Origin of the sequence: Pseudoalteromonas sp. P1-16-1b, from assembly GCF_001401785.1 — a bacterium.
Classification (GTDB): Bacteria; Pseudomonadota; Gammaproteobacteria; order Enterobacterales; family Alteromonadaceae; genus Pseudoalteromonas; species Pseudoalteromonas undina.
In genome coordinates this window covers 1-23495 of sequence record NZ_LKGQ01000008.1, presented here as the reverse complement: position 1 = coordinate 23495, position 23495 = coordinate 1, and the positions used below count along the sequence as shown (strand labels likewise).

Here is a 23495-nt window from a genome sequence, read left to right as displayed (position 1 = left end):
GATGCAAAAAATAAATAGTATTAACCCAATAAATAAATCGGATCGTACTAACTAAAAAAATATAAAGTGTTGTTTATGTATCGCTGTAAAAAGCTGTGTGCGGCCTTTTTATTAACAACATACATAGAGCCTCTTAAGTCTGGTACACCAACAGATAGGGTGATGACTTAAGGACCGAGATTTAATCGCCACGATGGGGATTAAATATTGAAAGGTAATAGTTCAACTCAAACTTTTATTTATCTGCATTGAGCAAATAAACACTTTGAGCAAAACCATACCAAAGAGTACGGTAAATGATATTGTGTGTTCAAATATAACAAAACAAAGCAAAAACAATCAGTAAGAGAGTTAAGATGTTTATATCTAACATAATCTAGTATTTAAACTACAAACTTGATTAGATAACTAATTATTCGAACACGAAGTATAATACGTTAAAGTAGCTGCTTAGATCAAGGCTAAAATTCAAGCTGAATAGGTCGACACTACTAAAGCTAGTGTTTTTTGTATTAAGTATCATGTGGTTAGACTACTATAAATATGAATTATATAGACTATAAATTTGATAACATTTTAGAAAATGACGTTAACACTAAATAAATAAGTATTATTTATTAGCTAAATTGAATTTACACGTGTATACCCACTGTATTACTGGTAGGTAACAGTTATACTTTTAAACATTATTAATATTAAGGAGTTTTTACTCTATGTCAGCAATTTATATAGCCGGTATTGCATTGTGTTCGGTGCTAGCCCAATGGGTCGCCTGGGCGTTCAGAGTACCCGCTATTCTGTTTTTGTTGCTTACTGGGCTTTTATTAGGGCCATTTAGTGGCGTATTAGACCCAGATGCCTTATTAGGCGATTTACTTTTTCCTGTGGTGTCTTTAAGCGTTGCTGTGATTTTATTTGAAGGGTCTTTAACACTGCATTTTCGGGAGCTTAAAGGGATCAGTAAAGTCGTAAGAAACCTCTGCTCTATTGGTATGCTTATGACCTGTGTCGTTATTAGCTTAAGTGCCTATTGGTTATTAGAGTTAAATTGGCGAGTCGCAGCAGTACTTGGCGCTGTGCTTGTTGTAACCGGACCAACGGTTATTGCGCCACTGCTTAACTCAATGCGACCCACTCAAGATATTGACCGTATTTTACGCTGGGAAGGCATAGTCATAGACCCTATTGGCGCTTTATTTGCGGTATTAGTATTTGAAGCTGTGATGTTAGTTGGCCAAGGTGAAGTACTTAGTCACACTATAATTGCACTAGTTAAAACCGTTGGGGTTGGTTTAAGTATTGGTGTGGTTTCGGGTTGGATCACAACGCAACTGATGCGCCGCGAATGGTTGCCATTTGAGCTACATAAATTTGGCATTTTAGCGTTAGTGTTAATTAGCTTTTCGATTTCAAACCATTTAAGTCATGAGTCAGGATTATTGGCCGTGACTGTATTTGGTATTTGGTTAGCTAATCAAGATGACCTAGAAATAGATTCGGTGCTTGAGTTTAAAGAAGATCTTTCGATGATTCTGATCTCAACCTTGTTTATATTACTCGCTGCCAGATTACAACTATCTGACTTAATGATGCTCGACAGCGATGTATTTATATTTTTAGCTATTGTGCTATTTATTGCGCGCCCGTTGTGTATTGCTATTTCAACCTTTGGCACCGATTTACCAATGAAGTCTCGCTTGGTGCTGGCTTGGATTGCGCCTCGCGGTATAGTTGCTGCAGCCGTAGGCTCTGTATTTGCGTTAAGTATGATAGAAGCCGGTGTAGCCGATGCTGAGAAAATGGTGCCATTGATATTCACGGTTATTATCGTCACTGTGGTACTGCAAAGCTTAACGGCTATCCCTGTTGCTAAGTTGCTAGGAGTGCGCCAGCCCTCCCCTAATACTATTTTAATTATTGGTGCCAACCATGTATCTCGTGCTATTGCTCGTGGTTTAAAGGAACAAAACATTCCCGTTCACTTATCAGATCCTGCTTGGGAAAACTGTAAAATGGCACGTATGGATGGTTTGCCTTGTTATTACGGTAATCCACAATCTGAGCATGCTGAACGCTATTTACCTTTAACCACTATTCGCAGTGTTTTAGCGCTTTCACCTAATCGTCATCATAACGCATTAGGGGTGCAGTATTTTTCTCATTTATTGAATGAAAAAAATGTATTTTCACTACGCTCATCTTCATCACATGCTAAAGCAAATAAAGACAGCGCGACGTTCTTATCACGACAAATTCTGTTTGGTGAAAACGGAGCATATGCACGCTTAAGCAGCGTTATTGCCAAAGGCGGTAAAGTGAGTGCAACACGAATATCTGAAGAATTTAGCTGGCAGCAGTATTTAGAAATGAACCCTGAAGCAATTCCACTGTTTATTCTCAAAGGGGATAAAGACAGTGATGAAGACGCTCCAGTGAAAATGAGGCCTTTTACTAGTGATATGGAAAAGCCACCACAAGAGGGTGAACGAGTAGTTGCATTGCAACCGCCTAAAATATCGCTATTAAAAGATCCTGCCAATAACAAAGTCAAAGACAATAAAAAAGACGAGTAATAACTAAAAAAAGCGAGAGTGCGGCAAAAGCACTCTCGCTTTTTTACATAGGTAAGCGCGCGCGGGTAACGACACTGGCTGGCATTTTTTCAGCAAGTTTAGTTAATGCTCTCTCTATTTTTTTATGTGTCACTTTATCAGCTACCGTGGTGTTAAACAGCCAACGATAAGCATCTTCGAAATCTCTTGGACTTCCATAACCTTGATTAAACAAACCAACTAATCGTAATTGCGCTTTTAAGTTGCCTTGCGCTGACGCCTCACGTAAGTAGGTTATTGCCATGGTTTTGTCTTTTTGAACCAACTGCCCAACGTCGTAGTAGCGACCTAGCTGCTCTAATGCAGCCGCTAAACCCTGCTCAGCCGCTTTTTTCATGTAATACACACCTAAAGCAACGTCGCGCTCAACACACACTTTATAAGCGAGCATATCACCGTATAGGAATTGATATGATGGCAATGCCATTTTATTGGCTCGCGCTTCTATATCTTGCACTAACTGGCAATTATCTGCCTTTACGCGCGCTAGATGAGTGTTCTCATTAATTAAAGCTATTAACTCAGATTCAGTATACAGCGGCACAGCTGCAGGGCTTTCTTCAGCTAAGCTATTGCTTATATTAAATAAAGAAAGTGTAAGTAGTGATAATGACCACACTGAGCAACGAGAAAATAAACGCATATTAACCACTTTAAAAATAAACTTACCAAATAATATACAAAGATCGTTCCACTATTAATAGCGTCACTTTTCTGCAGACATAAAAAAAGCTGCACATGGCAGCTTTTTTCAACTTAAACCCAATTATGCAAATGGGCTACGAAGTATCATCGTTTCAACACGATCAGGACCTGTAGAAATAATATCAACAGGTACGCCAGTGATTTCTTCAATACGTTTAATGTAATCAATTGCCGCTTTAGGTAAGCCTTCAAGCGATGTTACACCCACTGTATTTTCAGACCAGCCAGGCATTTCTTCGTATACTGGCGTTACTTTATCGTAACCTTCAGCTGCTAATGGCGTCACGTTAGTCACAGTACCATCTTCAAGCTTATAACCAGTACAGATTTTAAGTGTTTCTAAACCATCTAAAACGTCAAGTTTAGTTAAACAAAATCCTGAAATGCTGTTGATTTGGACTGCACGGCGCATAGCCACTGCATCTAACCAACCTGTACGACGTAAACGACCTGTAGTAGCACCAAACTCATGACCTTTGTCACCTAAATGCTTACCGACTGGGTCTTGCTTATCAAGGCCGTCGTAAAGCTCTGTAGGGAAAGGACCTGAACCTACACGTGTTGTGTACGCTTTAATGATACCTAGCACATAATCAAGGTGTAATGGGCCAAAACCCGCACCTGTAGCAACGCCACCAGCAGTGGTGTTTGAAGATGTTACATAAGGGTAAGTACCATGATCGATATCAAGTAGTGTACCTTGAGCACCTTCAAATAAGATGTTGTCACCGGCGTTACGCGTTTGATCTAAAAGCTCAGTTACATCAACTACCATTGCTTTTAAAATATCAGCAACAGCCATTGCATCATCAAACGTTTTTTGGAAGTCAACAGCGTCTACTTTGTAGTAGTTAACTAATGTGAAGTTGTGGTATTCCAATACTTCTTTTAACTTAGTAGCAAATAATTCAGGATTGAATAAATCACCAACACGTAAACCACGACGTGCTACTTTATCTTCGTACGCTGGACCGATACCACGACCCGTTGTACCGATTGGTTTATCGCCACGCGCAGTTTCGCGAGCTACATCTAATGCAACATGGAAAGGCAATATTAGCGGACATGCTTCACTGATTAAAAGACGTTCACGTACAGGTACGCCACGCTCTTCAAGCATGCCAATTTCTTTCATTAGCGCTTCTGGTGATAAAACAACACCATTACCAATCACACATTTAACATTGTCACGTAATACACCCGATGGAATAAGGTGTAGAACTGTCTTTTCACCGTCGATCACTAAAGTATGGCCTGCGTTATGACCACCTTGATAACGAACTACTAAAGATGCTTTATCTGTAAGGAGGTCAACTACCTTACCCTTACCTTCGTCACCCCATTGGGTGCCTAGTACAACAACGTTTTTACCCATTGCAAATTCACTTAGAGAAAATTAGGACGAGATTTTACCAGAAAACTAAAGCAATGTTCACCCCGTTTAGCTTATTTTTTCCTCGTGCGGGTAGTAAACATCAGTGTTTCGTTAATAATCACATAAATAACAGTCATTTATAAACTTAAAATTCAGATAACAAAAAGCCCTGCAATTGCAGGGCTTTCAAGTTTAACTAAAGCTATGATTACTGAGCTTTCGCGCCTTTCATGTATTGGAAGAAGTCGCTATCCGGTGATAACACCATCACGTCTTGCTTTCCTTTGAAAGTTTGTTTGTAAGCTTCTAATGAGCGGACAAAGCTAAAGAACTCAGGGTCTTTATTGTAAGCACTAGCGTAAATCGCAGCAGCGTCAGCATCACCTTGACCACGAACAGAACGAGCATTACGTTCGGCGTCAGCAAGCATTACTGTTACGCGACGGTCAACGCCTGCACGAATTGTTTCTGCTTTTTCCTGACCTTCAGAGCGGTGCTCTTTAGCAACTGCAGTACGCTCAGCGCGCATACGTTGGTAAATAGAGCTACTCACCTCTTGTGGTAAGTTAATTTGCTTAACACGCACATCAAGTACTTCAATACCCAGCTCACTAGCACTTTCAGATGCTTGTACTAACGCTTCTTCCATCAGCTCGCTACGCTCACCAGATACAATTTCACGAATAGTACGCGTACCAAAGTTAGTACGTAGGCCATTATTTACTTTTTGCTTAAGCAGTGTTTCAGCGTATTGCTTGTCACCACGTGCACGCAGGTAAAAAGAGCTAAAATCGTTTACGCGCCATTTTACAAACGAATCAACGATTAAGTCTTTTTTCTCGCTAGTTACAAAGCGATCCGGTGTGCCATCTAGTGTTTGAATACGTGCATCAATACGACGTACTTGACTAAAAAATGGGACTTTTAAGTGTAGACCTGGGCCATAAACTACTGCCTCATCGTCGCTGTCTTTTTGCACTTTACTAAATAAAAGTACAATCGCTTTTTGACCTTCAGAGACCACGAACACCGACGAGAAAGACATCACAATGGCGGCTAATAGGATTACTAAACTAAAGTTTTTCATTGCTCTTATCTCCCGTCGTTAAAGCGATCATTGTTAAAGCGATCGTTACCACTATTAACAGTGCTGTTGCGTGACGTATTTACCTTGTTACGTAAATCGTTTATATCGCTTGAGCTAGGTAAAGCAATACGTGTTGATGAACCCTGTTTTTCCATGATTTTATCAAGTGGTAAGTACATCATGTTGTTGCCGCCTTTAACATCAACCAACACTTTAGAGCTATTACCTAGCACTTCTTGCATCGTGTCTATGTATAAACGCTCACGTGTTACTTCTTTAGCTGCTTGGTATTCTGGAAGTAATTTCTCAAAACGAGCCACTTCACCTTGCGCTTCTAAAGTAATACGTTCTTGGTAACCTTCAGCTTCTTGCGTCATACGAGTCACTTGACCACGCGCACGCGGTTCAATTTCACGGGCATACGCTTCTGCTTCACGAATAAAGCGTTGCTCATCCTCTTGGGCCGCAATTGCATCATCAAACGCATCTTTAACTTCCATTGGTGGACGAGAGTCCTTAAAGTTAACGTCAGTTACGATTAAACCTAAGTTATAAGGTTCGATGATTTGATTTAGCTCATCCCAAGTATTTTGGCGTACAACTTCACGACCGTTTGTCAGTACTTGGTCCATTTTTGAATGACCAACAACATAACGCAGCGCACTATCTAATGCTTCTTCAAGGCTGCTGTCAGCGTTAGTGACACTAAACTTGTATAAGTAAGGGTCGATTACTCGATACTGTACTTCAAATTCAACGCTTACTACGTTTTCATCTTCGGTTAGCATAAAGCCTGATGCTGATAACGAGCGAACAGCTTCGATATCGACTGGAATAACCGTTTCAACAAAGGTCATTTTCCAACGCAAGCCAGGATCTGCAATTCGGTCAAACTTACCAAATTGAAGAACGACGCCGCGCTCAGCTTCTTTCACCGTATAAATACCGCTTAACGCCCATACAATTGCAGCGATAATAAGTACAAATGAAATACCGGCTCCGCCAAGTCCACCGCCGCTACCATTGCCGGATTTTTTACCGCCAAATAAGCCGTTAAACTTGTTACTGAATTTACGGAACACCTCGTCTAAATCAGGTGGGCCTTGATCACGTCCGCCTTTGTTATTCCACGGATCTTTGTCATTGCCATTATTACCCGGTTCATTCCAGGCCATAGCTATACTCCATTGTTATCTAAATAAATTCGGAAATTGTGTTAAATCTAACAAATCTTCTGCGTTTCTTATACTAAAACCGACATTAATCTTGCAGTTTTTAATCTCAGCTAATAAAACTTTCAATTTCAGGGCCAAAATCTTTAATTAAACGGTTCCACTCAATCATAGGCAATCGTACATCAAGCAACCAATTACCTTGTTCATCAAACCGCTCATTGTGTACTGCACTTAAATTAAATAGCGATGCTCTTAAACGCCCATATTGTGGTGCGAGTAATAACGTTTCATTAAGCATTTGCTTAGCGAGTAAATCGCTAATAGCTTCACTAAGTAATTCACAGCCTTCGCCAGTTTTTGCAGATAGCCATACCCTTATAGGTTGGCCCTCGTCATCACGATCAATACGTGGCGTTACCTCATCCAGCGCATCAATTTTGTTATAAACTAATAACTGCGGTACCTCGTCGGCTTCAATTTCTTTGAGGACTTCTTGTACCTGTTCAATATTTTCTTTTCGGCGAGGATCTGCTACATCTATCACATGCAGTTGTAAATCGGCTTCACGCGTCTCGGTCAGAGTTGCTTTAAATGCAGCCACCAAATCATGCGGTAAGTGTCGAATAAACCCTACAGTATCGGCTAAAATAACAGAACCAACATCACCAATATCGAGTTTACGCAGTGTTGGATCTAGTGTGGCGAATAGCTGATCGGCTGCATATACATCTGAATCGGTAATATAGTTAAACAGTGTTGATTTTCCGGCATTGGTATAGCCGACCAGCGACACTGTTGGAATTTCATTGCGCGTACGAGCACGTCGACCTTGTTCACGCTGTACAGCGACTTTCGCTAGTCTTGCACGAATATTTTTAATACGTGCACGCAATAAACGTCGATCGGTTTCTAGCTGCGTTTCACCCGGACCACGTAAGCCTATCCCCCCTTTTTGACGTTCAAGGTGGGTCCAACCACGAATTAAACGTGTAGACATGTGACGAAGCTGCGCCAGCTCTACTTGGAGTTTACCTTCATGAGTTCGGGCACGCTGAGCAAAAATATCAAGAATAAGTGTTGTTCTATCAAGTACCCGACATTGACAAACACGCTCTAAATTGCGTTCTTGAGACGGGCTCAACTGATGGTTAAAAATGACAACATCGGCATTGTGGATTTTGACAATTTCAGCTATTTCTTCCGCTTTGCCGGTACCGACAAATAGTTTGGGATGTGGTGCTTGACGGCTGCCTTGCACAACCGCCAAACTACTAACACCAGCAGAAGATACCAACATTTCTAATTCATGAAGATCTTCGCGATCCCCATCTTTAGGTAGGTCGATATGGACTAAAATTGCCTGTTCGCCAGATTCATAGCGGTCAAACAAGCATTACGCTCCTAATTTAAAAGTTTCCTGGTTCAGTTTCTTCAGTGTCTTCATTTCCCTGTACACCTTGGAAGTTGACTGCGCGTGCAGGTACAACTGTTGAAATTGCATGTTTATACACCATTTGATTAACAGTGTTTTCCAGTAAAATTACAAATTGGTCAAATGACTGAATTTTACCTTGTAATTTTATGCCATTTACCAAAAAAATTGATACTGGAATGCGCTCGCGGCGTAATGCATTTAAAAATGGGTCTTGTAACGATTGGCCTTTTGCCATGTTATTATTCCTTCGTTCTAGGTGTTATTATAATTAAGTGGCTGAACTAATTTAATAAAGCTAAATTTTGTCCAGCTACTACTAGCTTAGCGAACTTACTACACGATGCAAGTTTTCTTCATCACCGGTTGTTAACCACGTAACGTCAGGCCAACTTCTTAACCACGTTAATTGACGCTTAGCCAATTGACGAGTGGCAGCAATACCGCGAAAAACCATTTCATCATGGTCTATTTCACCCGCAAGGTAATCCCACATCTGTCTATAACCTACACAACGAATAGAAGGCATATTGGGATGTAAATCCTCACGTAGATATAGGGTCGAAACTTCTTTTTCAAACCCCTGTTCAATCATTATTTTAAACCTTTCTGCAATTCGCTGATGTAACTCTTTACGATCATCTGGGGCAATAGCAAATTGATGAAAAGTATAAGGTAAAGGTGGCTGTTTTTGCTTTTGCAATTCAGTCATTGTTTTACCTGTTATACGGTAAACCTCTAAAGCGCGATTAATTCGTTGTGAATCATTTTCACTCATCTTTTTCGCAGCTTGTGGATCTACTTTTAATAGCTCTTGATATAAATGTGGCCAACCGTACTGTTTCGCCTGTACTTCAAGCTCAGCTCTTATCTGCTCATCAGCCTCTGGTAGAGGGGATAATCCATCAATAAGGGCTTTAAAGTACATCATTGTACCTCCAACCAGTACAGGCACTTTACCTTGTTGATGAAATTTATCAATTTTTTCTATCGCATCGCGTCTAAAATCAGCTACTGAATAGGTTTCGCTTGGGTCGAGTAAGTCAATTAGGTGATGGGGTGCACGTGCTAGTTCGTCGGCATCCGGTTTAGCGGTACCAATATCCATACCTTTATAAACCAGTGCAGAATCAACGCTGATAATTTCAGTATTTAAATGCTCACACAGTGAAATTGCCAATGCTGTTTTACCAGCAGCGGTGGGGCCCATTAAAAATATGACCGGTAAATTACTCAACACGAATACCCTAATTAAATTGCGCTAGATAAGACTTTAGATCTATTTTAACTGCTTTTTCACGTAAACGTTCAATTGTTTGCGCATTATTTTGTAAGCGAGTTTGCTGTACTGCAAAGGCTTTACTGGCATAGAACCGTGTAGGTATTACATTTACCTGCCACGCTAGCCACTGATCAATACTTTCTAACTGAGCTTTACACCCATCAAGTAAGGCATCGACTGCGGCACTCACGTCAAGTAAGTACAAGCAAACAGGCAACTTCTTAACCATAACAAATTGTTTTTCAATTAAAACTTCAAAGCCAAGCAAAGTAAACCATGATTGTTGCGTAGCCAGCAGTTCGATATCTTGTTTTGACACATTGACCCGTACGGGTAATAACAATGCTTTGCCCTCAAGGCTGCCTTGCTCTTTAATTTGTGCAAGCCAATCATCCGCTAGCGCATATTTAAAGTGTGCACAATAAAGTTGGTTTTCATCATTAAACACACAAGCGCCCTGTTCAATGGTTATTATATCGACAGTACGAAGCGCTGTATCTGATACTTGAGTCTCATCTGATTGCACAAATGGTGCTGGATTATCAAAGTGATGTGCTTGCTGCTCACTCACACCTTGATAAAACGCATTTACGTCATGGTAATTTCGACTTTCAGCACGTTGTTGATTACCTGCTCGTTGATTTGCACCACTATAAGTAGTGCCATGCGTTGAAGATGACCGGCTAGGCTGTAATGATGACTTAGGATAATCAAACGGTTCGCTACTGGCAGTATTGAGTGAATTAAACGCTGCTACTGGTGGGCTATTATCATGAACTGCGCAGGGGCTTGAAAATTCAGTTTGCAGGGGCACAACAACTTGTTTGATAGCTTGTAAAATAAAGTCGTGTACTAAACGCCCTTGATGAAAACGCACCTCATGTTTAGCAGGATGTACGTTCACATCTACTTGACGTGGATCTATATCAATATAAATCACAAACCCAGGTAACTCTTGCTCACCACTGACCTCTTCAAATGCTTGGCGAATAGCGTGCAAAATAAGTTTATCGCGCATCATACGATTATTTACATAGGTGTACTGTGTGGTATTGGCCGAGCCAACTGGCAACACCCAACCATGTAGTTGCAGCCCTGATTCGCCTGATTGGATATGTAGTCCCTGTTCAGCAAACGCTTTACCCGCGACTTGGGCAACTCGTGTAATCGCTTGAGCAGGATCGGTTTTAGCGCGATATTGCCGTACTACTTTTTCGTTATGAGTTAACGTAATTGATACATCAAAGCGACTCAGCGCAATCCGCTTTATAAGCTCATCAATATGGCTAAACTCGGTTTTTTCGGTACGTAAAAACTTACGCCGTGCTGGGGTATTAAAAAATAAGTCTTTTACTTCAATTGTAGTACCGCTGGGATGTGCCACAGGCTTTACCTCCACGGCCATATCTCGGCCTTGTGCAAAGGCTTGCCAAGCAGCTTCTTGCTGTTCGGGCTTAGAGCTTAAAGTTAAGCGAGATACCGAGCTAATGGACGCGAGAGCTTCGCCTCTAAAGCCTAGAGAACAAATATTTTCTAAGTCGTCTAGCGACTTTAGTTTACTGGTAGCATGGCGAGAGAGCGCTAATGTGAGCTCCTCTTTTGCAATCCCTGAGCCATTATCACGAATTCGAATCAGCTTATGACCACCGCGCTCAATATCTATTTGAATACGTGTCGCGCCTGCATCTAGGCTATTTTCTACTAACTCTTTAACCACCGATGCAGGACGCTCAACAACTTCACCCGCCGCAATCTGGTTTGCCAAGCGCGCAGGTAATATTTCAATACTCATAAAAACCCTAAATGTTGTGCGCTTTTAAAATTAACTCTGAGGAATATCAAGTTCTTGACCAATAAATAGCGTATTTGAACTGAGCTTATTAACCTGTTTAATTTGATTAATACTGACACCATATCGCCCTGCCAACATACTCAATGACTCTCCCGGACGTACCTTGTGCTTTGTTGGGTATTGAGACTTTAATGACGCAAACAGAGAGTCGTCGGGTGGGTTGCGCAAATAGTAATTTTTAATTGAGGTAAACATGGCTTTAGCCAAACGCTCTTGGTGATTGGCGCTTTTAAGCAGTCGCTCTTCACGAGGATTAGAGATAAACCCAGTTTCAACTAAAATAGACGGAATATCTGGCGACTTTAATACTGCAAGGCTGGCATGTTGCGGTGCCTTTTTATGCATTTTTGCTACTTTTCTTAATTCTTTTATTACTTCATCTGCAACATTAAGCCCTGTTTTCATTGAATGATCCATCGACATATCAAGCAAGGCTTGCGCTAAGTACTTTTCATTAGCAGCATCTTTAATAACATCAGCGGCCCCGCCAAGTAACTCAGAGTGCTTTTCTTTATCCTCAATCCATTTACCAATTTCCGAATTGGCGCGTCGCAACGACAACACCCATACCGAAGCCCCATTGGGTCCTGGACTGGTAAACGCATCAGCATGAATAGAAACAAAAAAATCGGCTTTTTTCTGGCGAGCACGATTAGTACGTGTATTAAGTTTTACAAAGTAATCGCCACTACGAACCATACGCGAAATCATACCGCGCTCAGCATCAATCATGCGCTCTAAACGCTTGGCAATTTGTAAAGTGATGTCTTTTTCGTAAGTACCTGAAGGGCCAATGGAGCCTGGATCTTCACCACCATGGCCTGCATCAATGGCAATAACAATGTCGCGTTCTTGGCTTAACTGGCGTTTTTTAGCTGCCGTTTGTGCCGGACTGACCGCCCCTTGAGATTGACTCTTGTCGTATAAGTCGACCACTAACCTGTTTTTATAAGGCACCGTAGGTGCCAACGCAAATACCACAGGCTTGACCGGTCCGCTTAACTCAAACACTAAACGCACGCTGTGTTTATTTTTAGGTTTTGAGTAGCGTAACTTACTAACTATTTGGTGCTTTGATGGCACACCTGGCAATGTTTTCAACTCATCCGTATTTTCTAAATCAACGACTAAACGGCTTGGGTTTTTTAACATAAAGTAACTAAAGTCGGGTTTATCGTCGAGGTCAAACACCACCCGAGTGCTATCAGGTGATGGCCAAACACGCACACTATTAATAGTGTTTTGCGCCCACAATGGCAAGCTCACTGTAAAAACCATGAGGTAAATAAAAAGTTTAACTAAACCACGACTCATTTTGATAATCACTGCCTTAACTATTTTATTATCTATTATTTAGTTTTTCGACAATTGCTACACCACGCTCACTCGCGCTGTTAATAACAATTTTACGCTCGTCACCTACATAACTTAGCGTAGCATTTAGATCGGGAACAGGGATAAATTCTCCACCTTTTTCCGGCCACTCAACAATACAAATTGCCGTTGCTGAAAAATAATCACGAATCCCCATAAATTCAAGCTCTTCAGGGTCACCTAATCGATATAAATCAAAATGATAAACATTGCCACGCGCAAGTTCGTAGGGCTCAACAAGTGTATAAGTGGGACTTTTAACCTTACCTGTATGACCAAAACCTTGCACTATACCGCGAGTAAATGTCGTTTTACCTGCCCCCAAATCACCATGCAAATAAATAACTGCGCCCTGTTCTATTATGGCAGCTAATTTATTACCCATAGCAACAGTGGCATTTTCATCGACTAAATGAAAATTAAAACTACACGACATGATTACCTCAAAATTTACGAAAAGCGCATATTTGTTAATCATACCAGATTATTTATTTAAGGTGATACTGCCTCTTTTTTAAAGATAAAAAAACCGGCTTAAGCCGGTTTTTAATTAGCATAGACTTTACAGCCCTAATTTCTTCTCAAGATAGTGGATATTTGTACCACCATTTTTGAAGTTTTCATCTGCAAGAATACGCTTATGCAGTGGGGTGTTGGTTTTAATACCATCGATAACGAGTTCATTAAGTGCATTACGTGCACGGGCAATAGCTACATCACGGTTTTCACCGTAAGTAATTAGCTTGCCAATCATTGAATCGTAATGTGGAGGAACGGTGTAGTCAGCGTAAATATGGCTGTCCCAACGAATACCTAAGCCACCAGCTGGATGAAAACGGGTAATTTTACCAGGTGATGGAATAAAGGTTTCTGGATCTTCAGCATTAATACGACACTCAATAGCATGGCCACGAATAACCACATCTTCTTGAGTGAATGATAAAGGCTGACCAGCGGCAATTTTTAATTGCTCTTTGATTAAATCAACACCGGTGACCATTTCAGTTACTGGGTGCTCAACCTGAATGCGGGTGTTCATTTCAATGAAGTAAAACTCACCGTTCTCGTATAAAAACTCAAACGTACCCGCACCACGATAACCAATTTCGATACATGCGCGTGTACAACGCTCACCAATGAACTTACGTACTTCTGCAGTAATACCTGGCGCTGGCGCCTCTTCCACTACTTTTTGGTGACGACGTTGCATTGAACAATCACGCTCGCCTAAGTGAACCGCATTGCCTTGACCGTCGGCCAATACTTGTACTTCAATGTGGCGTGGGTTTTCAAGGAATTTCTCCATGTAAACCATGCTGTTGCCAAAGAACTGTTTCGCTTCTTGTTGCGTTAGCGCAATTGAATTGATTAACTCAGCTTCGTTGCGAACAACACGCATACCACGGCCACCGCCACCACCAGCTGCTTTAATAATTACCGGGTAACCAATACGCTTAGCAATTTGCATGTTGCGCTCTTTATCATCCGATACCGGACCATCAGAACCTGGTACACACGGAACACCCGCTTTACGCATCGCTTCGATTGCCGATACTTTATCGCCCATTAGACGAATAGTGTCGCCACGAGGACCGATAAATACAAAACCGCTTTGCTCAACTTGGTCGGCAAAATCTGCATTTTCTGCAAGAAAACCATAACCTGGGTGGATAGCGACCGCATCAGTAATTTCTGCTGCGGCAATAATGCGTGGAATGTCTAAGTAACTTTCAGTTGCTGCAGGTTTACCAATACAGATGGTTTCATCTGCTAGCAATACATGCTTAAGATCGCGATCCGCCGTTGAATGCACAGCAACCGTTTTGATCCCAAGCTCTTTGCAGGCGCGCAATATACGAAGTGCAATTTCACCTCGGTTTGCAATGACTACTTTATCTAACATGAGAGTTGGCCTTTTACGTTGCGCTATTATTCAATGATGAATAAAGGTTGATCAAATTCTACTGGCTCGCCGTTTTCTACTAAAATAGCTTTTACTGTACCGGCTTTATCTGACTCAATTTGGTTCATCATCTTCATTGCTTCAACGATACATAGTGTGTCGCCAACTTTAACCTGAGAGCCCACTTCAACATATGCTGGTGCTTCTGGAGAAGCTGCTGCATAAAAAGAACCTACCATAGGAGACTTAACTTGATGACCTGTAGGCCCTGCAGGTGCTTCAGATTCCACGGCCGCAGGTGCTGATGGTGCAGCCGCTACTGGAGCCGGTGCTGGAGCGTATTGCTGTGGTGCAAATTGCGCGTACGCAGGACCGGCACTCATGTTGTTACGGTTAATACGTACTGATTCTTCACCTTCAGTGATTTCTAGTTCTGCAATACCTGATTCTTCTACTAATTCAATTAGTTTTTTGATCTTGCGAATATCCATAAACGGCCCGCCTATTAGTTTGTTAGTTTAAATTTAGTTTGAGTTTTGCAATCGGCTGACTGCTGCATTTAAAGCAGCGTGATAACCCATTGCACCTAATCCACAAATAACGCCTTGCGCCACATCAGAAAAATAAGAATGATGGCGAAACGTTTCACGTGCATGCACATTACTTAAGTGCACTTCAAAGAACGGAATATCAACACTTAGCAATGCATCACGTAATGCGACGCTTGTGTGCGTAAATGCTGCTGGGTTAATTATTATGTAATCAACCGCTTGCCAAGCATCATGAATGCGTTCAATGAGCGCTTGCTCACTATTACTTTGGAAATGCGTTAATGCCACACCTAAACTATTAGCAGCGCTGTTTAACTCGCTCATAATATGCTCTAAAGAATGCGAACCGTACTTATCAGGTTCACGCTTTCCTAGCATGTTTAAATTTGGGCCATTTATAACTAAAATCTTTAATTTTGCAGCCATAATACGCGATATATCCTATAAGTAATGAGTTAAGCGGTTACTAACTAGTTTTTCTCTAAAAAGTAAGCAGAAAAAAGTAAGATAGCAACAATTTCTCACGTTAACCAACTATTATAGTGATTTCGAAGTAAATAGCAGCAAAATACTGGTCTAATCTCTATTCTGGGGACATACTTTGAGGGAAGTGATATGGCACAACATTAATATAATGTTGTGCCATATAGAATGGTTATTCAGCGCTGGCACGCACTGCAGCTAGGTGCTTAGCAAAATCATCTGCATTTAAAAAGCCAGTTACACGTTGTGTACTTAACTCTTCACCTTGAGTATTGAAGAATAAAATACTCGGTAAACCAAACACTGAATATGCTTCCATTAGCTCAATTGTTTCATTATCGCTTTGGGTTAAGTCAATTTGAATCAGTTGATAATGACTAAACTCACTTTGCACTTGCGGGTCAGGAAATGTGTAATGCTCAAACTCTTTACACGCTACACACCAGTCAGCGTATAAGTCCACCATTACCATACGACCCTCACTATTTGCTTGTGAAACTGCTTGCTTCAACTCGGCTAAGTTAGCAACGTGCTTAAACTCATTGCTTTGCGTGGTTGTTTGCAAGCTCACGTTTTGTGTTGGCCAAAAATAATTTTTGGTTAAATTAAAGCCCGTAAGCACTAATAAAACAGCAATAACCCACAATAAGGTTTTTAATTTACCTTGTGCTTGGGCGCTTTGCCAATGATGAAAATAAAGCGCTGTGGCGATAGCTAATAGACCTGCTAATAGTAAAATTATCTCGATATCGATAATTCGCTCTAACAAAATAAGTGGCACAACTAACATAATAAAACCAAATAAGGTTTTAACTTGTTCCATCCATCCGCCAGCTTTCGGTAATAACTTACCTCCCGATGTACCAAGGAGTAACAACGGTAAACCCATTCCTAGGCTAAGTACATAAAGCGTTAGTCCACCGACTAAGTAATCGCCGCTTTGTGCCACAAATAATAATGCGGCTGATAAAGGCGCAGTGGTACAAGGTGATGCAATAAGCCCTGATAAAACCCCCATCAGGAATACCCCAATGTAGTTACCGCCTTTTTGATTGTTACTCACTTGGGTTAGCTTGTTCATTATGCCGCTGGGTAACTTTATTTCGTACCAACCGAACATCGACATAGCCAACAATACAAACAGCAAACTAAAACTTATCAATACATATGGGTGCTGTAAGTAACCTTGTACTTGTCCGCCTAATGCAGCAACCACTAACCCCAATGCGGCATAGGTAACCGCCATACCTTGAATATAAACAAATGATAGGGCAAATGCTTTTTTGGTAGACAGGTTCTTTTGACCCGCAATTAAGCTAGATAAAATAGGAAACATCGGAAATACACAAGGTGTAAATGCCAAACCTACGCCCACAGCAAAAAATATAGCTAAATTAACCATTAAGCTTTGGCTAGCTAACTGCTCTGTAAAGGTGAGCTCTTTCTCGGGTGTTGCTGTAGTAACAGGTTTTTCTACAGGTTGGCTAAGTGCCGCAAATGCACTACTTGCTGCTGTATTTTCATTAGTATTAGTTTCACTTGCCAGTACACTTAATGGAATGCTGATGATTTCAGGTGGATAACACAGCCCTGCTTTTGCACAACCTTGATAACGCACCTTAACAACGCCATCTTCACTGATATTACTCAACTTGCTAATAACGCTGATAGAATTAAAAAACACCTCAGTTTTGCCAAAAAACTCATCTTCAATTATTTCACCAGAGCCCAACTCAGGCACTTCAATGCTGGCACCTTTGGCAATAATTTCTATTTTGTCTTTATATAGATAATAGTCATCAGCGATATCCCAACCAACAAATAACGTGCTGCCTTGCTGGTCAAAATCAAATACAAACGCTTCATTGACCGGTAAAAATGTGTGCTGAGTAGGTTTGAGAAAATCCTCAAGGGTATTTTGTGTTGCCCAAGCAGGCGCCATTAAAACGCCTAATAAAAAAAATAAAATAAAGCGCATTAATGAAGCACCTCATCCATCCAATTAAAGTAAGCCAAGTTACCCGTTGCCACATCAACAACTTGTATTTCTGGTACTTCGTAGCTGTGAAGATCTTTTAAGGTTAAAAATACATCGTTCATTTTGTCAGCCTTTGTTTTAATTAGTAGCTTTACTTCAGTTGCCTCGGCTACTTCACCTTCCCATATGTAAATAGAACTCATGGCCGGTAAAATATTTACACAAGCGGCTAGTTTCTTTTCTATTAGCGCCATAGCCAATAAACGGGCTTCATCGTTATCTTTGCAAGTGGTAAAAATAAGTTTAAATTGCGTTGTCATAGTGAACCTTTACTTGTTTACGGGGGTCTAGCCCCATAGTAGCTGATAGCGGGTGTAATGTGTAGACACGAACTCTGTCTACATTTTGGGTCTTTGCAGTAAATTGATTTAGACCCGCCACCTGCAACTTTACTTACATTAAAGTTTATTACTTACTCTTATTAGCTTGAAAATAGACCCGACAACCCTCACTTATATTTCATTAGCACCTTAATAAGTGTCATTTTTTTAGAGAGTCTTATGTTTAGAATTTTATTTTTGCTGTTTATCATCATTCCTATTATTGAAATTGCCTTACTAATTCAGGTTAGTGACGTGATAGGTGGCTTCGCAACAATTGCTTTAGTGGTACTAACCGCGATTGTGGGTGCGAAAATGGTGAAACAGCAAGGAATGGGCGCACTACAAAACGTACAAGTGCAAATGGCTCAAGGGCAAATGCCGGCTAAAGAGTTGTTTACGGGTATTTGTGTGATTATTGCTGGCGTACTTTTATTAACACCCGGCATTATGACGGATGTATTTGGCCTACTACTTCTTACTCCAGCTATTCGCAATAAATTAGCCGCAGGGCTTGCCAGCCAAGCAACGGTGAGAATGAGCGCTAGTATGCATCAAACAGGTACTTCAGGATTTTCACAACCTCATCAATCAATGCATCATGAGCAAGATGAAAACCGTCCCAATACTATAGATGGTGAATACGAGCGAAAAGATTAAAAATTTATCATTTTTTCTCTTGGAATTTTTCACTCTACCCCCATTAATGAAAGCAAATTAGATACACTTTTTTCTGTACTGTTCAGAAACTGTTAGGAGAACTAAAAACATGAACATTCGTCCTTTACAAGATCGCGTAATCATCAAGCGTCTAGAAGAAGAAACCAAGTCTGCTGGCGGTATTGTATTAACTGGCTCTGCAGCTGAAAAATCAACTCGTGGAGAAGTTGTTGCCGTAGGTAATGGTCGCGTTTTAGAAAACGGTGACGTTCGCGCGTTAGAAGTGAAAGCCGGTGACACTGTGTTATTTGGCTCATATGTTGAAAAAACTGAAAAGATCGAAGGTCAAGAATACCTGATCATGCGTGAAGATAATATTTTAGGCATTGTAGGCTAAACCTACTTTTCGTTTAACACACATTTTAAGAATTTAGAGGAAATTAAACATGGCAGCAAAAGAAGTACTGTTTGCAGGCGACGCACGTGCAAAAATGCTAACTGGCGTAAACATTTTAGCAAACGCAGTAAAAGTAACATTGGGCCCTAAAGGTCGTAACGTTGTACTAGACAAATCATTTGGCTCTCCAGTAATCACTAAAGATGGTGTATCTGTAGCTAAAGAAATCGAACTTGAAGACAAGTTTGAGAACATGGGCGCACAAATGGTTAAAGAAGTAGCGTCTAAAGCAAATGATGCTGCTGGTGACGGTACCACTACCGCAACCGTGCTTGCTCAATCTATTGTTAACGAAGGTCTTAAAGCGGTTGCTGCGGGTATGAACCCAATGGATCTTAAGCGCGGTATTGATAAAGCAATCATTGCTGCAACAGCAGAACTTAAAGCTCTTTCGGTTCCATGTTCTGATACTAAAGCAATTGCACAAGTAGGTACTATTTCAGCTAACTCTGATAAAGAGATTGGTGAAATTATTGCTGATGCAATGGAAAAAGTAGGCCGTAATACTGGTGTTATCACTGTTGAAGAAGGTCAATCACTTGAAAACGAACTAGATGTTGTAGAAGGCATGCAGTTTGACCGTGGTTACTTATCTCCATACTTCATCAACAACGCTGAAAAAGGCGCAGTTGAACTAGATAACCCATTTATCTTACTTGTAGATAAAAAAATATCTAACATCCGTGAATTATTACCAACATTAGAAGCGGTTGCAAAAGCAAGCAAGCCTCTACTAATCATCGCAGAAGACCTTGAAGGTGAAGCGTTAGCGACACTAGTAGTGAATAACATGCGTGGTATTGTAAAAGTATCAGCGGTTAAAGCACCTGGCTTTGGCGATCGTCGTAAAGCAATGCTACAGGATATCGCGGTATTAACTGGCGGTACTGTAATTTCTGAAGAAATCGGCCTTGAACTTGAAAAAGCAACAGTTGAAGACTTAGGTACAGCTAAGCGCGTAGTAATCACTAAAGATGACACAACAATCATTGATGGTGCTGGTGAAGAAGACGGTATCAACGGTCGTGTTGCTCAAATCAAAGCACAAATTGAAGAAGCGACTTCAGACTACGATAAAGAAAAGCTACAAGAGCGCATGGCTAAGTTAGCTGGCGGTGTTGCTGTAATCAAAGTAGGTGCCGCTACTGAAATTGAAATGCAAGAGAAAAAAGACCGTGTTGAAGATGCCTTACATGCAACTCGCGCAGCGGTTGAAGAAGGTGTAGTACCAGGTGGTGGTGTTGCATTAGTACGTGCTGCTAGCAAGCTAGTTGAGCTACTTGGCGACAATGAAGACCAAAACCACGGTATTAAAGTGGCACTTCGTGCGATGGAAGCACCACTTCGTCAAATCGTTACAAACGCAGGCGATGAAGCATCAGTTGTTATTAACGCAGTTAAAGGCGGAGAAGGTAACTACGGTTACAATGCAGCCACTGGCGAATACAGCGACATGATTGAAATGGGTATCCTAGATCCAACGAAAGTAACGCGCTCTGCATTACAATTTGCAGGATCGATTGCTGGTCTAATGATCACTACAGAGGCTATGGTTGCTGAAATTCCTAAAGAAGAAGCAGCTGGTGCACCTGATATGGGTGGCATGGGCGGCATGGGTGGAATGGGCGGCATGATGTAATCATCCCCTAAACACTTAGCTCAAATAAAAACCCAGCTTCGGCTGGGTTTTTAGTAATAGAAATAAAATAAATTCACTAAACAACAATAAAATTAACTCAGTGTATTCCAATGCAACTGAGTTCCTGCAAGCTATACCAGAGTAAATTTTATTTAACATGATTAAGGATATTAAGTTGAATACAAAACCTGAAATTATCATTTCATCGCTGGATGCAGATAGGTTGTATGCACTGATGGAGTCGTTGCCTGCAAACAGCTTTGCGGGTGAAAAAGAACTTGAAGCAGAACTTGCACGAGCCAGCATAGTTGAGCCGCACGAAGTTCCCTCAACCGTGGTAACCATGAATTCAACTGTGAACTTTGTTGTTGAATCTACAGGCGAAGAGTTTACTTTAACGCTTGTTTACCCAAAAAATATTGATTCAATTGGCGACAAAATATCAATCTTAGCCCCTATAGGTAGTGCATTACTTGGCCTTTCACAAGGTGATCAAATTGAATGGCCAAAGCCTGGCGGTGGATTAGTAACAGTAACCATCAAAGAAGTTACTTATCAGCCTGAAAGAGCTGGTGAGCTTCACAGATAGTAGCCAAAACAAGCAGCGAAGACATTAGCTGGCACAGCCAGTCATTGCTGCTTTTACTATTTATGATTGATCAGTGCTCTTACATGCGCAAATAAATCACTGGCTAACATTCCTCTTTGCCCTGATTGTTCACAGGCTCTATCACCCGCCTTTGCATGTAACACAACGCCATAACATGCTGCCTCACTGGTATTTAATCCTTGAGCCATTAACGCCCCAACTATACCACTAAGCACATCACCACTTCCTCCTACAGCCAAACCAGGGTTACCATTTTCACATATCCAAGTATGCTCGGTATTATCGATTAGCGTACCTGCGCCCTTTAAAATAGAGGTCGCTGCGAAGTTGGTCGCACATTGTCGAGCATAATAAAAACGATCAGACTCAACCTCAGAGGTAGTTAAGTTTAATAACCGTGCAGCCTCTGCAGGATGAGGCGTTAGCACGGTATTATTTAATTTATGAGAAGATGATTGCTTAGCTAATAAGTTTAAGGCGTCTGCATCAATAACAGTAGGGATATTGTTTTGCTGGCAATAACGGATTGCCTGCTCAAAGGTTTTTTGGGCCCATTCATCTTGGCCTAAACCTGGACCGATAACTACACACGTTGACCATGCTAAAGCATCATCCAAATGTTCACTAGTTACCATAAGCTCTGGTCGCCCAATGCTCACAGGTAAAACGGCATGTTCATGGGTATACACTTTTACCATTCCAGCACCAGACCTTAATCCACTTTCAGCACTTAATCTAATAGCTCCTGCAGAGCCGTGGTTTCCTCCTATACATAATAATTTTCCATGACTACCTTTATGGCTACTCACTGAGCGCTCAGGCAAAGGTTTAAAGCAGTCTATATTGATAATCTGAGCAGAAGGGGTGGCTAGTTTCATAAATTGCTCGCCAATACCTAACTCGTCGAAATACAACTGCCCGGCATGCTGCTTTCCTTTAGCCGTGGTGAGTCCTTGCTTTATCCCAACTAATGTCATTGTTTTGGTGGCCATAATGGCTGTTCCTTGAGGACAGCCTGTATCTGCATTAATACCTGACGGCACATCAATACTCAGTATAGGTTTAGTGCTTTCATTTACCGCTTTAATAATAGTAGCAACATTATCGCGTACCGTATTCTCAAGACCAGTGCCGAGTAATGCATCAATTATCACATCACACTCATCGAGTGCATCAGCGCTAAAGTTACAAATTTCACCACCGGCATCAATCCATTGCTTTTGTGCTTTTGCTGCATCTCCGGATAAGGCTTTATTCGGATTAATCGCGCAAACAACTACATGCCGATCTGCTTGTTTGATTAACCGAGCTACCTCATAACCATCTCCAGCATTATTTCCATTACCTGTAATAACTAACGTTTGTTTTGCATTAAAGGTTTTCCAACAGCAAAAAACAGCCTGCGCGGCACGCTGCATCAGCGTGTAAAGGTCTGCGCCGGTAGTATGGACTGCTTGTTCTTCATACCCTTTTATTTGTTTTGACAAATAGGTCAATTGCTCGCACTTAGGTGGCGTTAGTAGTAATGACATAAACAGCTCAATTTAATAAGAATACTTAATTTCATTTTGGGCTTTATAAATTCTTTTTCAAGTAAAACATAGTTATGTAATCTATAAGGCTTTATTTAAGGAGCTATTAATTTTATATAACGAGGATAACCATACAAGAGAAGTTAATAGGAGGTCAGCGTAAAGCAGGGCTTATTTTACCTAAAGCCGGATGCTTTGCACTTCTCTTACATTTGGAGTCGGTGTGCTACTTCGAAGCGACAGCAAAGTAGCATGTCCTGGAATCGGCTCTGATCAATTATCTTCCTTTAGCCTAATACCTTTAACCTTTTACATTTGTTTTTCACTTTTCTGCAGACGTAAAAAAGCCCGACTCTTTCGAATCGGGCTTTCTTGTATTTGGAGCCTGGTAATGTCCTACTTTCACAT

The 23495-nt window shown here is 41.0% G+C and carries 21 protein-coding genes; 5 read left to right on the top strand and 16 right to left on the bottom strand.

Going from position 1 to position 23495, the window contains the following annotated elements; genetic code table 11:
- Nucleotides 1-713: 713 nt before the first annotated feature.
- Nucleotides 714-2573: a sodium:proton antiporter gene (locus AN392_RS07750; RefSeq protein WP_010391691.1), complete on the top strand. Its 1860-nt coding sequence runs from the start codon at nt 714-716 to the stop codon at nt 2571-2573.
- Nucleotides 2574-2616: 43 nt separating this feature from the next.
- On the opposite strand, the gene AN392_RS07745 is transcribed toward AN392_RS07750, so the two are convergent.
- The 15 genes from AN392_RS07745 to cutA form a co-directional block, all read right to left on the bottom strand.
- Entirely contained in the window at nt 2617-3255 is a 639-nt protein-coding gene (locus AN392_RS07745; RefSeq protein ID WP_055012385.1) for a tetratricopeptide repeat protein, read from the bottom strand.
- A gap of 123 nt (nt 3256-3378) precedes the next feature.
- Nucleotides 3379-4692 carry an adenylosuccinate synthase gene (locus AN392_RS07740; protein WP_010391689.1) on the bottom strand — a complete coding sequence of 438 codons (1314 nt, stop codon included), beginning with the start codon at nt 4690-4692 and terminating at the stop codon, nt 3379-3381.
- 208 nt (nt 4693-4900) lie between these two features.
- Nucleotides 4901-5779 (bottom strand): protease modulator HflC, encoded by an 879-nt coding sequence (hflC, locus tag AN392_RS07735; RefSeq protein ID WP_010391687.1) that lies wholly within the window; start codon nt 5777-5779, stop codon nt 4901-4903.
- A 5-nt stretch (nt 5780-5784) separates the two neighbouring features.
- Entirely contained in the window at nt 5785-6954 is a 1170-nt protein-coding gene (gene hflK / locus AN392_RS07730) for an FtsH protease activity modulator HflK (RefSeq protein ID WP_010391686.1), read from the bottom strand.
- Between the two features lie 106 nt (nt 6955-7060).
- Nucleotides 7061-8344, bottom strand: coding sequence for a ribosome rescue GTPase HflX (gene hflX / locus AN392_RS07725; RefSeq protein ID WP_010391685.1), 1284 nt, complete (start codon nt 8342-8344; stop codon nt 7061-7063).
- Nucleotides 8345-8360: 16 nt separating this feature from the next.
- Entirely contained in the window at nt 8361-8624 is a 264-nt protein-coding gene (hfq, locus tag AN392_RS07720; protein WP_008113494.1) for an RNA chaperone Hfq, read from the bottom strand.
- Between the two features lie 81 nt (nt 8625-8705).
- Nucleotides 8706-9623 carry a tRNA (adenosine(37)-N6)-dimethylallyltransferase MiaA gene (gene miaA / locus AN392_RS07715; protein ID WP_054202670.1) on the bottom strand — a complete coding sequence of 306 codons (918 nt, stop codon included), beginning with the start codon at nt 9621-9623 and terminating at the stop codon, nt 8706-8708.
- 10 nt (nt 9624-9633) lie between these two features.
- Nucleotides 9634-11460 (bottom strand): DNA mismatch repair endonuclease MutL, encoded by a 1827-nt coding sequence (gene mutL, locus AN392_RS07710; protein WP_055012384.1) that lies wholly within the window; start codon nt 11458-11460, stop codon nt 9634-9636.
- A 30-nt stretch (nt 11461-11490) separates the two neighbouring features.
- Nucleotides 11491-12834 carry an N-acetylmuramoyl-L-alanine amidase gene (locus tag AN392_RS07705; protein ID WP_055012383.1) on the bottom strand — a complete coding sequence of 448 codons (1344 nt, stop codon included), beginning with the start codon at nt 12832-12834 and terminating at the stop codon, nt 11491-11493.
- A 28-nt stretch (nt 12835-12862) separates the two neighbouring features.
- Nucleotides 12863-13330, bottom strand: coding sequence for a tRNA (adenosine(37)-N6)-threonylcarbamoyltransferase complex ATPase subunit type 1 TsaE (tsaE, locus tag AN392_RS07700; RefSeq protein WP_008113499.1), 468 nt, complete (start codon nt 13328-13330; stop codon nt 12863-12865).
- Between the two features lie 126 nt (nt 13331-13456).
- Entirely contained in the window at nt 13457-14797 is a 1341-nt protein-coding gene (accC, locus tag AN392_RS07695; RefSeq protein WP_008113500.1) for an acetyl-CoA carboxylase biotin carboxylase subunit, read from the bottom strand.
- A gap of 26 nt (nt 14798-14823) precedes the next feature.
- On the bottom strand, nt 14824-15288 hold the full coding sequence (gene accB / locus AN392_RS07690; RefSeq protein ID WP_055012382.1) for an acetyl-CoA carboxylase biotin carboxyl carrier protein: 465 nt from the start codon (nt 15286-15288) through the stop codon (nt 14824-14826).
- A gap of 33 nt (nt 15289-15321) precedes the next feature.
- Nucleotides 15322-15774, bottom strand: a complete 453-nt coding sequence (gene aroQ / locus AN392_RS07685) for a type II 3-dehydroquinate dehydratase (RefSeq protein WP_008113504.1) — start codon at nt 15772-15774, stop codon at nt 15322-15324.
- 229 nt (nt 15775-16003) lie between these two features.
- A complete protein-coding gene (locus AN392_RS07680) occupies nt 16004-17809 on the bottom strand; it encodes a protein-disulfide reductase DsbD (protein WP_055012381.1) in 1806 nt (601 codons plus the stop codon).
- Entirely contained in the window at nt 17809-18129 is a 321-nt protein-coding gene (gene cutA, locus AN392_RS07675; protein ID WP_010391672.1) for a divalent-cation tolerance protein CutA, read from the bottom strand. Before cutA ends, AN392_RS07680 begins: the two co-directional genes overlap by 1 nt.
- A gap of 240 nt (nt 18130-18369) precedes the next feature.
- On the opposite strand from cutA, the gene AN392_RS07670 reads away from it, so the two are divergent.
- From AN392_RS07670 to rnk, 4 genes are all read left to right on the top strand, one after another.
- Nucleotides 18370-18849 (top strand): FxsA family protein, encoded by a 480-nt coding sequence (locus tag AN392_RS07670; RefSeq protein ID WP_010391671.1) that lies wholly within the window; start codon nt 18370-18372, stop codon nt 18847-18849.
- Between the two features lie 109 nt (nt 18850-18958).
- Complete coding sequence (locus AN392_RS07665; RefSeq protein WP_008113511.1) at nt 18959-19246, top strand: co-chaperone GroES; 288 nt, start codon at nt 18959-18961, stop codon at nt 19244-19246.
- 49 nt (nt 19247-19295) lie between these two features.
- Entirely contained in the window at nt 19296-20945 is a 1650-nt protein-coding gene (gene groL / locus AN392_RS07660; RefSeq protein ID WP_055012380.1) for a chaperonin GroEL, read from the top strand.
- A gap of 175 nt (nt 20946-21120) precedes the next feature.
- Nucleotides 21121-21534, top strand: a complete 414-nt coding sequence (gene rnk, locus AN392_RS07655; RefSeq protein ID WP_055012379.1) for a nucleoside diphosphate kinase regulator — start codon at nt 21121-21123, stop codon at nt 21532-21534.
- Between the two features lie 56 nt (nt 21535-21590).
- Here the strand turns inward: rnk and AN392_RS07650 are convergent, their stop codons facing one another.
- Nucleotides 21591-23087 carry a bifunctional ADP-dependent NAD(P)H-hydrate dehydratase/NAD(P)H-hydrate epimerase gene (locus AN392_RS07650; RefSeq protein WP_055012378.1) on the bottom strand — a complete coding sequence of 499 codons (1497 nt, stop codon included), beginning with the start codon at nt 23085-23087 and terminating at the stop codon, nt 21591-21593.
- Nucleotides 23088-23495: the final 408 nt, after the last annotated feature.